General features: G+C 35.4%; 14 protein-coding genes. 9 read left to right on the plus strand and 5 right to left on the minus strand.

Translation table 11 applies throughout. From position 1 onward, the window contains the following. The first annotated feature begins 1 nt into the window (after position 1). Positions 2-895, plus strand: a complete 894-nt coding sequence (locus A9G13_RS07135) for a DMT family transporter (protein ID WP_065556892.1) — start codon at positions 2-4, stop codon at positions 893-895. Between the two features lie 150 nt (positions 896-1,045). On the opposite strand, the gene A9G13_RS07140 is transcribed toward A9G13_RS07135, so the two are convergent. Together A9G13_RS07140 and A9G13_RS07145 are read right to left on the minus strand one after the other, a co-directional pair. Beyond that, the gene (locus tag A9G13_RS07140; protein WP_065556893.1) at positions 1,046-1,444 is read right to left on the minus strand and encodes a hypothetical protein; all 399 of its coding nucleotides are present in this window, start codon (positions 1,442-1,444) and stop codon (positions 1,046-1,048) included. Between the two features lie 176 nt (positions 1,445-1,620). Then, positions 1,621-3,009, minus strand: coding sequence for an MATE family efflux transporter (locus tag A9G13_RS07145; RefSeq protein ID WP_065556894.1), 1,389 nt, complete (start codon positions 3,007-3,009; stop codon positions 1,621-1,623). A gap of 180 nt (positions 3,010-3,189) precedes the next feature. On the opposite strand from A9G13_RS07145, the gene yejK reads away from it, so the two are divergent. Together yejK and nfo are read left to right on the plus strand one after the other, a co-directional pair. Next, positions 3,190-4,194, plus strand: a complete 1,005-nt coding sequence (gene yejK / locus A9G13_RS07150; RefSeq protein ID WP_065556895.1) for a nucleoid-associated protein YejK — start codon at positions 3,190-3,192, stop codon at positions 4,192-4,194. Positions 4,195-4,212: 18 nt separating this feature from the next. Continuing rightward, positions 4,213-5,058, plus strand: coding sequence for a deoxyribonuclease IV (gene nfo / locus A9G13_RS07155; protein WP_065556896.1), 846 nt, complete (start codon positions 4,213-4,215; stop codon positions 5,056-5,058). Between the two features lie 65 nt (positions 5,059-5,123). Here nfo and yccS read toward each other — a convergent pair whose 3' ends face one another. Then, positions 5,124-7,268, minus strand: a complete 2,145-nt coding sequence (gene yccS / locus A9G13_RS07160) for a YccS family putative transporter (protein WP_065556897.1) — start codon at positions 7,266-7,268, stop codon at positions 5,124-5,126. Positions 7,269-7,546: 278 nt separating this feature from the next. Between yccS and A9G13_RS07165 the strand changes: the two genes are divergently transcribed. Beyond that, a complete protein-coding gene (locus A9G13_RS07165) occupies positions 7,547-7,873 on the plus strand; it encodes a Grx4 family monothiol glutaredoxin (protein WP_065557123.1) in 327 nt (108 codons plus the stop codon). Positions 7,874-7,934: 61 nt separating this feature from the next. On the opposite strand, the gene rnt is transcribed toward A9G13_RS07165, so the two are convergent. After that, the gene (gene rnt / locus A9G13_RS07170) at positions 7,935-8,594 is read right to left on the minus strand and encodes a ribonuclease T (protein WP_218059184.1); all 660 of its coding nucleotides are present in this window, start codon (positions 8,592-8,594) and stop codon (positions 7,935-7,937) included. A gap of 228 nt (positions 8,595-8,822) precedes the next feature. Continuing rightward, the gene (gene fbp / locus A9G13_RS07175; RefSeq protein ID WP_065556899.1) at positions 8,823-9,824 is read right to left on the minus strand and encodes a class 1 fructose-bisphosphatase; all 1,002 of its coding nucleotides are present in this window, start codon (positions 9,822-9,824) and stop codon (positions 8,823-8,825) included. A gap of 242 nt (positions 9,825-10,066) precedes the next feature. Between fbp and A9G13_RS07180 the strand changes: the two genes are divergently transcribed. From A9G13_RS07180 to A9G13_RS07200, 5 genes are all read left to right on the plus strand, one after another. Then, complete coding sequence (locus A9G13_RS07180) at positions 10,067-10,825, plus strand: Nif3-like dinuclear metal center hexameric protein (protein ID WP_065556900.1); 759 nt, start codon at positions 10,067-10,069, stop codon at positions 10,823-10,825. 95 nt (positions 10,826-10,920) lie between these two features. Further along, complete coding sequence (dapA, locus tag A9G13_RS07185) at positions 10,921-11,799, plus strand: 4-hydroxy-tetrahydrodipicolinate synthase (protein ID WP_065556901.1); 879 nt, start codon at positions 10,921-10,923, stop codon at positions 11,797-11,799. Between the two features lie 39 nt (positions 11,800-11,838). Next, the gene (gene bamC / locus A9G13_RS07190) at positions 11,839-12,564 is read left to right on the plus strand and encodes an outer membrane protein assembly factor BamC (protein ID WP_065556902.1); all 726 of its coding nucleotides are present in this window, start codon (positions 11,839-11,841) and stop codon (positions 12,562-12,564) included. Positions 12,565-12,635: 71 nt separating this feature from the next. Further along, on the plus strand, positions 12,636-13,346 hold the full coding sequence (gene purC, locus A9G13_RS07195) for a phosphoribosylaminoimidazolesuccinocarboxamide synthase (RefSeq protein WP_065556903.1): 711 nt from the start codon (positions 12,636-12,638) through the stop codon (positions 13,344-13,346). Beyond that, positions 13,346-13,801, plus strand: a complete 456-nt coding sequence (locus A9G13_RS07200; protein ID WP_065556904.1) for a DUF441 domain-containing protein — start codon at positions 13,346-13,348, stop codon at positions 13,799-13,801. Before purC ends, A9G13_RS07200 begins: the two co-directional genes overlap by 1 nt. Positions 13,802-13,804 lie beyond the last annotated feature (3 nt).

Consider the following 13,804-nt stretch of genomic DNA (forward strand, 5'->3'; position numbering starts at 1 on the left):
TATGCAACTCTTGCCAAGAACTTTAGGTATCCTTGCAGTAATATTAGCATCTGTGTTATGGGGTACAACGGGCACAGCGGCTACTTTTGCTCCTTCACTTTCACCATTACTCGTTGGAGCAGTTGCCATGGGTATTGGTGGGCTCCTGCAATGTTTATTGGCTTTAACGCAAATAGTTAAACAACGTCAATTATTAATCAAATACCGTAGCTTTCTTATTTTAGGTGCAGTGGCAGTGGCCATTTATCCATTAGCTTTTTATACATCTATGCGTTGGGCTGGTGTTACTATTGGTACCGTAGTTTCGATTGGCTCAGCACCAATACTCTCTGTAATTATTGAGTATGTTAATCATGATTTTCGCCTCACTAAGCAATGGTTAATTGGCGCGATTTTAGGCATAGTAGGCATGTTATTGTTGGCGTTTGCAGATAATAATACAGAAACTATTGTCTATGAACATCTGTCCATGGGTATATTGTTAGGTTTAATTGCAGGATTAACTTACGCTGTATATTCTTGGTGTGCTCGACAATTGATGTTAAAAGGTATTGCGACCAAATCGGCTATGGGAGCAACATTTGGTTGTGGTGGTTTATTGTTAATGCCAATTGTAATATTAATGGGCGCGCCATTATTTGAGTCAGTTACCAATCTTACTGTTGGCGTTTACATGGCTGCTATCCCCATGCTTCTTGGTTATTTATGTTATGGCTTTGGCCTGGCAAACATCCCAGCCAGTACTGCTACCACTATTACCCTTTTAGAACCCGTCATAGCTACTATCCTTGCCATATTCATTGTTGGTGAATCATTATCATTCATCGGTTGGTTGGGGATTTTATTGATTCTTATTTGTCTGATTTTTATAACTGTACCATTGAAAAGGCATTAGCAATGAAACAAATATTAATAGTAAATATTATTGAATATTTATAAGGTTATCATTCACTAACGAAAAAAGGATCTTTTATACTAAATAAAAGATCCTATCTATTTGTGAGTTGTTTGTTGTCAAATTATTTAAAATATGTATCAAGTAATATTATTTAGCAAAAACACCTGAACGACTTTCACCTTCAGTTTCAGCATAAGTATATTTTTTGACTATATCATGCTCGTCAAATAAAATAGTTATTTCTTTTTTTGTATCGTTGGTGCCAGCTGCAAATATATTAACGATTGGCACAAAATTCACACCTTTAGCTTTCACTTTAACTAGAGTATATTTCCAAATTTCTAATCCTGATTCGGTAAATGTCGTTGAGTCTGGGGCACCGAACATATTTTCGATTTCAGCTTTAGATGTTACATTTTGGACAATTTTCTGAGAAATTGTGTCCTTTGTTTCTGATCTGATTTTTTCATTACCAGAAGATCCACAACCAGCTAATGTTAAACTTAAAATAATTCCTAAAAATATAGCTATGTGATTAAATTTCATTTACTATTCCTATGTAATTTGTTGATTATTTTTAATTTATTATTTGTATTTTCTCACATTGCTTTACGCAGTATAGTATAATACTTATAAGTAGTCTATAATTAATAAAATGAAATTACTTATATAATTTATTTAGTTAGATAAATTATTTATCTAATAACTATTATAAAATAATATCATTTCGGATAATGCCGATACTTAATCGATTTGAAATACCAATATAGCACTGCATAAGCAATTCCAGATGCGAATAAATCTGAAATTGGCGATGAAAGCCATACGCCATTGAGATCAAAAAATAATGGTAAAATATAGAGGGTTGGTAATAGGATTAAAATTTGTCTTGAAAGGCTTAACATAATAGATACTTTAGCCATACCAATACATTGGAAGAAACTAGTTGTTACCATTTGAAAGCCAACAAAAGCAAACGCCAAAGTAGTATAACGTAACGCAATTGCAGAAATTTCGACTAAATCTTCTTCTGAACTAAATGCTCTTACCAAGGTACTTGGTATAAAAAATCCAAGTATAAAACCTAGCGTGGTAATAATGGTGGCAATTTTGACGGCATAAATAAATGTAGCTTTAACCCGAATAAAGTTTTTGGCTCCATAATTATAGCCAATAATAGGTTGCATACCTTGATTGATACCAATCACAATCATAATAATTAATGTAATTAAACGGTTAGCATTTGAATATGCGGCAATGGCATCCTCACCCGCAATAGCCGATAATGGTGCATAGCGATTAAGTTGCCAGTTAATAAACACCACTACAATAGAAGCGGCAATTTGCATTGAAAACGGTGACATACCTATGGACAAAATAGCTTTAATATAGGTGAAATTAAGTCTAAAGTTGTGCAAGTATAATTTTATATTACTGTTTTTACTGATAAAATGTTGCATTACAAAAATAAAACTAATGAACATTGATAGTGTTGTTGCAAAAGCTGCCCCACGCATTCCCCAACCAAAACCGATAATAAAAATCGGCGCTAAAATGATATTGGCTATCACACTAACAAACATGGTCACCATGGCTTTAAACGGGTAACCACTTGCACGCATCATATTATTGTAGTTATAGGTTAAGGTTAGAAAGATGCTACCGGGTAAAAATACTTCTAAAAATTCACGGGCATAAATGTGATTCACTGGGCTGGAACCGACAAAATGCAAAACCGGATCGACAAAATAAAATAATAGTGACAGTGTTAAGCCGCTTAATACTGCGGTTAACATAAATGAGGTGCCAGCGACTTTTTCCGCTTTATCATTTTCGCCCCGCCCCAGAAAAATAGAAATACGACTAGCGGAACCAATGCCAACGAGCATACCAATGCCTGCAGTAAAATTCATTACCGGTAATATTAAACCAGCCCCACTTAGTGCTTCACGACCAATCCAGTGACCAATAAAAATACCATCGATAATATTATAAAGCGTATTCACAATGGTACCAATCACCGCCGGAAGCGCATATTGCCAAAACAGCGAACTGATTTTTTTATTTCTCAAATCATCATAAATATCGTGAGAGTGAGAGTTAGTTTTCATTGTTATTCCCACAGTAAATAGTGTAAAAATGTTTCCTGAGAGGCATACGTTTCAGTATAAATTTATTGACTGTTTGTAATTAATTAGTCTAACAGACTTAATAATTGTTGATAGCACTTTTTCAGTGCTTTGATAAAATAGTATACAAATTACTATTAGGATGCAAACAGGAAAAAAACAATGAGCGTACATATCGAAGAGGTTATTTTACATAAATTAATTAGAAAAAGTGACACGGAAATAGAATTACAACTGCGTGACTCAATGCTAGGCAATCAACAATCTGTAGTCAACTTAATTGAGGATATTAATCGCGTATACAACAATAAAAGTAAGGCTTATGGGCTATTTAATAGTGAAAGTTTATTTGAACAATCTTTGAAAGAACTACGTTTGGGGAATCAAAATTTTTTAAATTTCAGCCAAGAATCAACTAAACAATTACGTAATCAATTGGCAAAATACCCTTTTGCTGAGGGTGGCACGGTAATATTTTGCCATTATCGCTACTTAGCGGTCGAATATTTAATTATAGCGGTACTTAATAGCTGCGCAAGTATGTTGGTTAATGATCAACTTGACATCACTGAAACTCAATATTTAGATATTGATCATGCCGATATTATAGCTCGCATTGACATTACTGAATGGGAAACTGATCCGCAATCCAAACGTTATTTAACTTTTTTAAAGGGCAGGGTTGGGCGTAAAGTTTCCGACTTTTTTATGGATTATTTATGGGCGAGTGAAGGGTTAGACGCGAAAGCGCAAAATAAAACTTTAGTCAAAGCGGTGGATGATTATTGCCAAGAAATGCAATTTGATAAACAAGATAAAACAAGTACGCGTGAAAATGTTTATCAGTACTGTCAAGGGCAATTACAAGTTGGTGAAGAAATTGAATTAAAAAACCTAGCCAATGAATTACCCTCCACAGCTAATAATAATTTTATCGATTTTGTTAAAAATAATGATTATGACTTAGAAGAAACCTTCCCGGTTGATCGTAGTGCGTTACGGCAACTGAAAAAATTTTCTGGCAGTGGAGGGGGCTTAACTTTAAGTTTTGATTCTGATTTATTAGGTGAACGTATTCAGTGGGATCCGCAAACTGACTCATTAGTAATTAAGGGGGTACCACCTAATTTACGTGATCAACTACAACGAAATACTAGTGCAAATTAATTCTTTGGGAGCATAAAAATGAAATATATTGGCGCACATGTGAGTGCCGCTGGGGGCGTTGATAATGCACCCATTAATGCCTATCAAATTGGCGCAACGGCGTTTGCTTTATTTACTAAAAATCAACGCCAATGGCATGCAAAACCATTAGAAGCAGCAGTTATTGATAGTTTTCATAAGCGTTGTGAAAAATATGGTTTTACCAGCAAGAAGATTTTACCGCACGACAGCTACCTTATTAATTTAGGTCACCCTGAAAGTGAATTACTCAACAAATCGCGTGCCGCGTTTTTAGATGAAATGCAACGTTGTGAGCAACTTGGCTTAACTCTGTTAAATTTTCACCCTGGTAGTTATTTACAACAAATTTCGGTGGATGATTGTTTAACTCGCATTGCCGAATCGATTAATATTACCTTAGGTAAAACTAAAAATGTGGTGGCAGTGATAGAAAATACTGCCGGACAAGGTTCTAACTTAGGTTATAAATTTGAACATTTAGCCCAAATTATTGATAAAGTAGAAGATAAAAGTCGAGTAGGCGTATGCATTGATACTTGTCATGCTTTTGCTGCCGGTTATGATTTGCGTACCGAAAAGGCGTGTCAGCAGACTTTTGCCGAATTCGAAAAAATTGTAGGTTTTCAATATTTAAGAGGTATGCATTTAAATGATGCCAAAAGTGAATTAGCTAGTCATGTCGATCGCCATGATAGTCTAGGCAAAGGTAAAATTGGCGAAACTGCCTTTAAATATATTATGCGTGACCCAAGAATCGACGAAATACCTCTCATCCTTGAAACTATCAATCCTGACATCTGGGCACAAGAAATTGCATGGTTAAAGGAACAAGGTAAAAACTAATAACTAAAATTCAGAATTCCGCACTTAAATTTTACCCAAGGGCGGAATAAACCAAAATTACCTTTCTAGTTAGATTCATCTATTAGAACCGAAATTAAACTTATGAATTCAGGCAAAATGGCTAAAATTAAAGCTAATTGTTGCATAACTAATAGATCATTATTAGCTTGTTCATCATTTGTAGGTAATGTTTCGATATAATCAGCTACGGATTTTTTTATTGATGAATAATCGGCAGTGATTTTTTTATCACTTAATATATTAATAATGTAAACCGAAAGATCATCAAATAACTCAAGGGTATGATTAGTGATAGTCTTATCACGGTGAGCCCCTAAAGTGGAAAGGTAACTAATAAGTGTGTGATTAAGCGTTAATAACCGAAAGCCTTGATTGATTAAGTCAGGATTGACATGCGGTTCTTTGGTCATCACACTAATTAATGAAGACAAATCAGCATTACTATCATGTGCAGCGCGTCTTGCTAAACGGTATTGAGGATCATTATTTTTACCAGTTAAATATTGTTGCCCGATTGCCGCTAAATAGTGGCTATCATCATGACAGGCGCGATCAATTAGTTTAGGTATATTTCTAAATTTCCAGTCAGGCCATATAAAACTAACGGCAAACCAAGCAATAAAACAACCAATTAATGTGGCAATAATGCGTGAAATTGCCACCTCAACACTACTTTCACCGATTAAACTAAAGCTAAAAAATACTAATAAAGTAATAAAAGCGGTGGCATAAGCATATTGCGAATTTTTAAATAGAAAAAATAACCAACCAGTGATAATAATTAATACTAACTGGGCTAGGATACTCGGGAATAAATAAGTTAGTGGCAATCCCACTATAATCCCTAAGATGGTACCAATCACCCGTAAACTTAACCGATGTTTTGTAGTTGAATAGTTGGGTTGGCAAACAAATAAGCTAGTTAAAATAATCCAGTAACCATGTGCTAGTGAAGAAAAGTGAATAATTGTATACCCTACTAAAAACACTAAACTCATTCGAATAGCATGCCGGAATAATGCTGATTTCACTGTTAAATTTTTCTTTATTTTAGCAAAAATATCGTAAAAACTTGTAAGTTCATCATCCACTAATTGGTTATTTTCTTGCTGTTGGGATAAATGTTGTTCCGTATCTATATTAGCTAACAGCAAATCGATAGCCAGTAAATTTTGGTGAAGATTCTGCAATGATTTTACTAATAACACGGTAGATTTATCGTTACTTTGATATTGATTTATAGCTTCTTCTAGATAACTAAAATAACGAGTAAATAATGGATCATGTTGATAAGTTTGATTTAACTTAATGGATAAGGCTAATTTAGCACAGGCTTTGGCTTGTAGGTTTATAATTCGTGCAAAACGAAACAAAATATCACTGTGCTTAAAATGCTGACTTAGCGCTTGATAATCGCCATGCGCGGAATTAGCTCGTTCATGGATATCTTGCGCCACAAAATAATAACTAAGCAGTTTCCTAATATAGGCTTGGCCACGATAACTTTTTAGTCGATTAAATAGTGAGCGTTTAGTTTGATTAAAGGCATTGATTAATTGATTATTACTATCGGTTAATTGTAATGTTTGTTTGCTAAAACCGTTGGTTTCGTCCGGATCGAACATAGCCGCTTTAGCATCGAGATATTGAGCTAATTTAATAAAACAGTTGGATAATGTTTGTTGTGTGGTACGGATAGGTTGAATAATCGACTCAATCAACGACACTAAATTATACCAAAGAGCGCCCACTAATAAAAAATATGGCAAGGTATAATTATCAGTATATAAATTATGCCCAAGCATGGTATAGGCGGCAATTAATAACGAACCAAAAGCTACTACGCCATAACGTTGCCCAAGCGCACCTAACATAATAAAAATAAAGGTCGAGCTAACTAATCCCACCATAAACAACGGTGGATAGTCAAACAATAACTCAACAGAAAAAGTAGCGATAGCGAAACAAATTAAGGTAAAGACTATGTTAATACAACGGCTTAATAATCTAGTGTCAATTTCGGTTAACCCTGCAGCCACGACACCTAATGTCAGTGGAATTACTAAATCAATTCGACCAAAATACCATGGCACTATGGTAGAACCCATAAGGCTAATTAATATACGAATACTAAATAGTAGATTACTACTATAAAAAACTTTACGTAAAGTTAGGATAAGAGGCTGCACGTTGTTTCAGATTAGGTGTTAGTTAAACATAATAATATGTTAGCCATTATAACGTAATTGCAAATAAAAGAGTAAATAGTCTATTTTTTTATAATGATAAATTAATCTCATTTAGTCAAAAATATATGGTTAGATTCTATATCTATTGTTCTTTGTTAGTAATTTTATGTTAATAATAAAATATTATGTTATAGCAGTAGGAACGGCATTAAATCTACGTTAGAATAATCACCATTAACGATCTAGATCACAAAGGAATTAAGCGTATGACTACCGAAATGACCACTCTTGATAAAATTAAAAGACAAATTGCTGAAAATCCAATAATTCTATATATGAAAGGTTCTCCAAAATTGCCAAGCTGTGGTTTTTCGGCACAAGCGGTGCAAGTATTATCTCAATGTGGTGAACAGTTCGCATATGTTGATATTCTACAAAACCCTGATATCCGTGCCGAATTACCAAAATTTGCTAATTGGCCGACTTTTCCGCAATTGTGGGTGGAAGGTGAGTTAATTGGTGGTTGCGATATTATGTTAGAAATGTTTCAAGCTGGCGAACTACAAACATTAATTAGACAAACAGCAGCCAAACATAAAGCCTAACTCTATATAAGCGTAATAAAGTAAGCGTGTGAAAGAAATAACACGCTTACTGAACTAGATTTTACTCATCATCTAATTCCATCTTATTTGGCGTATTTGCTATAGCTAATGGCCAACCGCCTAATCGTTTAAAACGATTGACGATTTCACAAAATAAAATAGCTGTTTTTTCTGTATCATATAAAGCTGAATGAGCTTGTTTGTGATCAAAAGGAATGTTTGCAACATCGCATGCTTTGGCCAGTACAGTCTGCCCAAAAACTAAGCCACTAAGTGACGCCGTATCGAAAGTGGCAAAAGGGTGAAAAGGGTTACGTTTTATGCCAGCACGTTCGGCCGCAGTCATTAAAAAGCTGTGATCAAAATGGGCATTATGTGCCACAATAATTGCACGATTACAATCATTAGCTTTTATGCCGGTTCGTACTATTTTGAATATTTCTTCCAACGCGCATTTTTCATCAACTGCACTCCGTAAGGGATTATCCGGATCAATACCATTGAAGGCTAAAGCAGAAGGTTCTAAAATGGCATTGGTAAATGGATTTACATTAAACTGCAAACTTTCATCTGGTTCAAGCCAGCCATTTTCATCCATTTTTAAAGTAATAGCAGCAATTTCTAGAATAGCATTGAGTTTTGGGTCAAAACCAGAGGTTTCAATATCAATTACCACTGGATAAAAACCACGAAAGCGTTCACATAATTTAGCGTTTGGCACAATAATTTATCTTATATAGTAAAATGAGGCATATTATGCCAGTTTTTAAATTATTAACCTAGTTTTCTCTGTTTAAATTGTTGTTAAACAATGCTATTTAGCTTTTAATTATGATTAATTGGCAGTAGTAATAACATTATTTTAGAGAATTATTGATATTGATAATCAACTAATAGGTTATTAGTTACGATTTACTGCCGATATTAGCTATCGGCAGTACAGAAGTTATTAATCTTGATTTTCAGCCATAAAGCGATCAGCATCATCAACCATAGCTTTGACACCAACAAAATAAGGAGTACGTTGATGTAATTGCTGTGGTTGAATGTCTAAAATTCGTCTAAAGCCATCAGTCGCTTTACCACCAGCTTGTTCGGCTAACAAAGCCATAGGATTGGCTTCATAAAGTAAGCGTAATTTCCCATTTGGGTATTGGGCAGTACTCGGATAAATGTAGATGCCACCTTTAAGTAAATTACGATGAAAATCTGCTACCAATGAGCCGATATAACGCGAAGTATAAGGTCGATGAGTAGCTTTATCTTCTTCTTGACAATATTTGATATATTTTTTTACCCCTTTAGGGAACTTAGTATAATAACCTTCGTTAATCGAATAAGTGGTTCCAGATTGTGGAAATTGTAGATTCTCACGCGCTAAGCAAAACACACCGATAGAAGGATCATAAGTAAAGGCATTGACGCCGCAACCTGTAGTATAGACCAACATAGTTGATGAACCATAAATAATGTAACCAGCCGCTACTTGTTTATGTCCCGGTTGCATAAAATCTTGCTCTGTTACCGGTGTACCGATTTTAGTGATGCGATGATAGATGGAAAAAATAGTCCCCACCGATACATTAACATCAATGTTAGATGAACCATCGAGCGGATCCATAAGTACCACATATTTGCCTTCGGTAGCGCGATCTTTGCCGAAAATAACCAGATTATCTTCTTCTTCGGAAGCTATACCGGCAATGACTCCACGAGCTTCAAGGGCAGCTTTGAGTGTTTCATTAGCAAACACATCTAGTTTCATCTGTTTTTCACCCTGAACATTTGAGGACCCATTTTCACCTAAAATGTCAATTAATCCGGCTTTATTAATGTCGCGATTAATAATTTTGGCTCCAAGTTTAATGGCCGAGATTAAAGCAGTTAGTTCCCCAGTTGCATGAGGAAATTCACTTTGTTTTTCAATAATAAATTCACCAAGAGTTTTCATTAAATATTAATCCTTTATTGAATTGCTATGAGGGTATGTAATTTTGATTTATGAACTATTTATTAAGCTATTTCATGAGTAAACTTTCTACAATATACGTGAGTTAATTTAAGAAAGCGACTATAATTATGCATTACTGAATTAGTTTTTTGCGTGAAAAAAGTTTTGCCATTTATAAAAATAATTTAGCGTAAGTAAATTTCAGTTTAGTAATACTTTTAAGTAGAAATGGAGAAATAACTGTGCAAAATTTTGAACTGGAACGGATCATTAATGACCAATTGCAAATTAACCGTTATCGTGACTATGCACCTAATGGTTTACAAGTGCAAGGGCGCCGTGAGATCCAAAAAATTGTTACCGGAGTCACTGCTTGTCAGCTACTACTTGATAAAGCAGTAGCATTACAAGCTGATGCAGTATTAGTTCATCATGGTTATTTTTGGAAAAACGAACCTATTACCATTACCGGAATTAAATACCAACGAATTAAAACATTACTTTCGCATGATATAAATTTATTTGGTTATCACCTGCCATTAGATGGACATCCACAGTTAGGTAATAACATTCAACTAGCAAAGTTGCTAAATATTACAGTTGATAAACGAGAGGATGATACTGATCTGTTGTTTAAAGGTAGCTTAAGTGAGCCCGTTACTGCATTGGAATTTAAGCAACAACTTGAACAACGATTGCACCATGATCAACGCTCGGTACTATTTTGTGGTGACAATGCGCCATCAGTGATTAATCGTATTGCGTGGTGCAGTGGTGGGGGGCAAGATTTTCTTGAAAATGCCGCCGAGCAAGGTTTTGATGCTTTTTTTACCGGTGAGGTATCAGAACGTACTATCCATATTGCTCGCGAATATGGTATTAATTTTTATGCAGCCGGACACCATGCAACTGAACGTTATGGGATTAAAATGTTAGGTGAATGGTTGGCTACACAGTATAACCTAGAAGTTATTTTTGTTGATATTGATAATCCTGCATAACAAAAGTTGAATTTACTTGGGAAATATCGCATACTTATCGGCAGATTTTTAATTCTTTAGAATTGTTAATAAACAATAACGTGAGAGGTCATTTTATGTTTACAGGAAGTCTGGTCGCACTCGTCACCCCCATGGATACTAAAGGTAATGTGGACTATGTAAGCTTAAAAAAATTGGTCGAATATCATATTGCCAATGGTACATCAGGGATTGTTTCGGTAGGAACTACTGGTGAGTCAGCGACACTTGATCATCACGAGCATATTGATGTGATCAAACGTACCATTGATTATGCTGATGGGCGGATTAATATTATTGCTGGTACGGGTGCTAATGCTACTAAGGAAGCCATCGAATTAACCTATAAAGTTGAAAATATTGGTGTAGTTGGCTGTTTATCGGTAGCACCTTATTATAATAAACCAACACAAGAAGGCATGTATCAACATTTTAAAGCTATCGCCGAAAGCACGGCTCTCCCACAAATTTTGTATAACGTTCCTGGTCGTACTAGTAGTGATATTAAACCGGAAACGGTTGGTCGATTATCTAAAATCAAAAATATTGTTGCTTTAAAAGATGCTACCGGTGATTTAGTTCGAGTATATAAAACTCGCAAATTAGTGGGTAGTGATTTCAAATTATTAAGTGGTGACGATGCCACTTTCTTAGATTTTATGATTTTAGGTGGCGATGGGGTGATTTCTGTTACAGCTAATGTTGCGGCTAAAGAGGTTGCGACAGTCTGCGAACTAGTAGCTAATAATCATATTCAAGAAGCACGAGTCCTGAACGACAGCCTATTATCATTGCACAGCAATTTATTTATTGAACCAAATCCTACCCCGGTAAAATGGGCGTGTGCAAGATTAGGTTTAATGGCTGATGCAGCAATTCGTTTACCAATGGTATCATTAACCGAAGCTGCAATCCCAGCGGTAGAAAAAGCATTAAAAGATGCTAATTTGCTGTAATTTATTTTTGTCTAACAATTAATTTATAAGTAGATATATATGTTTAATAAAACTGTATTAAAAAGTACCGTTACTAAAAAAACAGTTATTTTGGCGACTGTGGCGGCATTGTTTCTTGTTGGTTGTGGTAACGATGTAAATTATAAGCGTGAAGTTGAAGGCAATGATGATTATTTAAATTCACCAACCTTAAAACCATTAATCGTACCTCAAGGAGTGAGTGTACCCGCTGAGGCTGCTGATTTTTATGTTTATGCTACCAAAACAGAAGGTGGGGCGCTTGGTAAACAAGTAGATATTCGGCCACCACTATTACCTATCCCAACAGTTGCTGATGCTTATGCGAATTATAGTAATGGTATTGTGACTTTAAATGCACCAGCTAATAGTGGAGTGTGGAGTAGTATTCCTAATACTTTAAATCGAAAAAATATTCCAATTAGTAGTAGCGATAACAATACCATTCGTACTGCTAACGCTTTTATTTTAAGTGATGACGAACAGCAAACTGTACAAGCATCATATGTAATCCAACGCCATACCATGGGTGGGGCCGAAACTATTACGGTGGCTCTGAATTCACTAACTCGTGGTGTAGAGGATCTTTCTTCTAATCCATTAGAAGTGCAGCGTTATGTTATTACTTTGTTCAATGCCATAATGGATGATGCCGCACCGCCATCTGCACGAGTAGCTCCTGCTAAGGAAGAAAGTGACAGTAAGGATGCTAATAGCAAACCAGAAGATGCTAAGAGTGATAACTAGCCAAAATAGGTTTTAAAGGTAAGGAGCGAATAGCTCCTTATTTATTGGTAATTTGACATAAGGTTATAAACATGAAAAAGTTGGCTGAACTATATCGTGGTAAAGCAAAAACCGTTTATTCCACAGAAAATCCTGATTTATTGATACTTGAATTTCGCAATGACACCTCGGCATTTGATGGCTTACGTATTGAGCAACTCGACCGCAAAGGTATGGTAAATAATAAATTTAACTATTTTATTATGACTAAATTACGTGATGCTGGCATTCCTACACAGGTTGAACGACTATTGTCTGATAATGAAGTATTAGTCAAAAAACTTGCAATGGTCCCGGTGGAATGTGTGGTACGTAACCGAGCAGCAGGATCACTGGTTAAGCGCTTAGGTGTTGAAGAAGGTAAAGTCCTTAATCCGCCTACCTTCGAATTGTTTCTTAAAAATGATGCATTGCATGATCCAATGGTTAACGAATCTCATTGTAAAGCTTTTGGCTGGGCGACGGATGCACAGCTGGCAAAAATGAAAGAACTTAGCTTTAAAATTAACACCATTTTAACTGAACTATTTGCTAAAGCTGGGTTGATTTTAGTCGATTACAAACTTGAATTTGGCCTCTACAAAGGTGAAATTACTTTAGGCGATGAGTTTTCTCCAGATGGTTGCCGATTGTGGGAAAAAGATACCTTGAAAAAAATGGATAAAGACCGTTTCCGTCAAGGATTAGGTGGTGTGATTGAAGCATACGAGGAAGTCGCTAAGCGCATTGGTGTGCCATTATAATGTTTGCTCAGTTTGACATCTCTTTTTTTGTATTATTAGCGCTAGCGGCACTGTGTTATGTAACTCACAATAACACAGTTACGTTCGCGGTATTGGTATTGTTACTATTCAAATTAACACCATTAGCAACTTATTTCCCGTTTTTGAATCACTATGGTCTTACTATCGGTATTGTGATTTTAACCGCTGCAATGATGGTACCACTAGCTGATGGTTCATTAAGTATCAAAGATATTATTAAATCCTTCACTACTTGGCAATCAGTGTTGGCTATATTTGTTGGTATCCTAGTTTCCTGGCTTGGTACTAGGGGAATATCGTTAATTGGTGCTCATCCAACTATTATTAATGGCTTGATTATTGGCACTTTGATCGGTGTGGCTTTTTGCAAAGGTATTCCGGTTGGTCCACTCATTGCCGCAGGAATATTGTCACTACTTATTGGAAAAAGTTAATTT

The sequence above is a fragment of the Gilliamella sp. wkB178 genome (assembly GCF_001690705.1).
GTDB classification, from domain to species: Bacteria; Pseudomonadota; Gammaproteobacteria; order Enterobacterales; family Orbaceae; genus Gilliamella; species Gilliamella apicola_K.

What these genes read in the sequence shown, in the direction of transcription:
- A9G13_RS07135 (WP_065556892.1), top strand. Translation starts at nt 2, where the DNA reads ATGCAACTCTTGCCAAGAACTTTAGGTATCCTTGCAGTAATATTAGCA.
- nfo (WP_065556896.1), top strand. Translation starts at nt 4,213, where the DNA reads ATGAAATATATTGGCGCACATGTGAGTGCCGCTGGGGGCGTTGATAAT.
- A9G13_RS07145 (WP_065556894.1), bottom strand. Translation starts at nt 3,009, where the DNA reads ATGAAAACTAACTCTCACTCTCACGATATTTATGATGATTTGAGAAAT.
- A9G13_RS07140 (WP_065556893.1), bottom strand. Translation starts at nt 1,444, where the DNA reads ATGAAATTTAATCACATAGCTATATTTTTAGGAATTATTTTAAGTTTA.
- bamC (WP_065556902.1), top strand. Translation starts at nt 11,839, where the DNA reads ATGTTTAATAAAACTGTATTAAAAAGTACCGTTACTAAAAAAACAGTT.
- yejK (WP_065556895.1), top strand. Translation starts at nt 3,190, where the DNA reads ATGAGCGTACATATCGAAGAGGTTATTTTACATAAATTAATTAGAAAA.
- dapA (WP_065556901.1), top strand. Translation starts at nt 10,921, where the DNA reads ATGTTTACAGGAAGTCTGGTCGCACTCGTCACCCCCATGGATACTAAA.
- fbp (WP_065556899.1), bottom strand. Translation starts at nt 9,824, where the DNA reads ATGAAAACTCTTGGTGAATTTATTATTGAAAAACAAAGTGAATTTCCT.
- A9G13_RS07200 (WP_065556904.1), top strand. Translation starts at nt 13,346, where the DNA reads ATGTTTGCTCAGTTTGACATCTCTTTTTTTGTATTATTAGCGCTAGCG.
- A9G13_RS07165 (WP_065557123.1), top strand. Translation starts at nt 7,547, where the DNA reads ATGACCACTCTTGATAAAATTAAAAGACAAATTGCTGAAAATCCAATA.
- purC (WP_065556903.1), top strand. Translation starts at nt 12,636, where the DNA reads ATGAAAAAGTTGGCTGAACTATATCGTGGTAAAGCAAAAACCGTTTAT.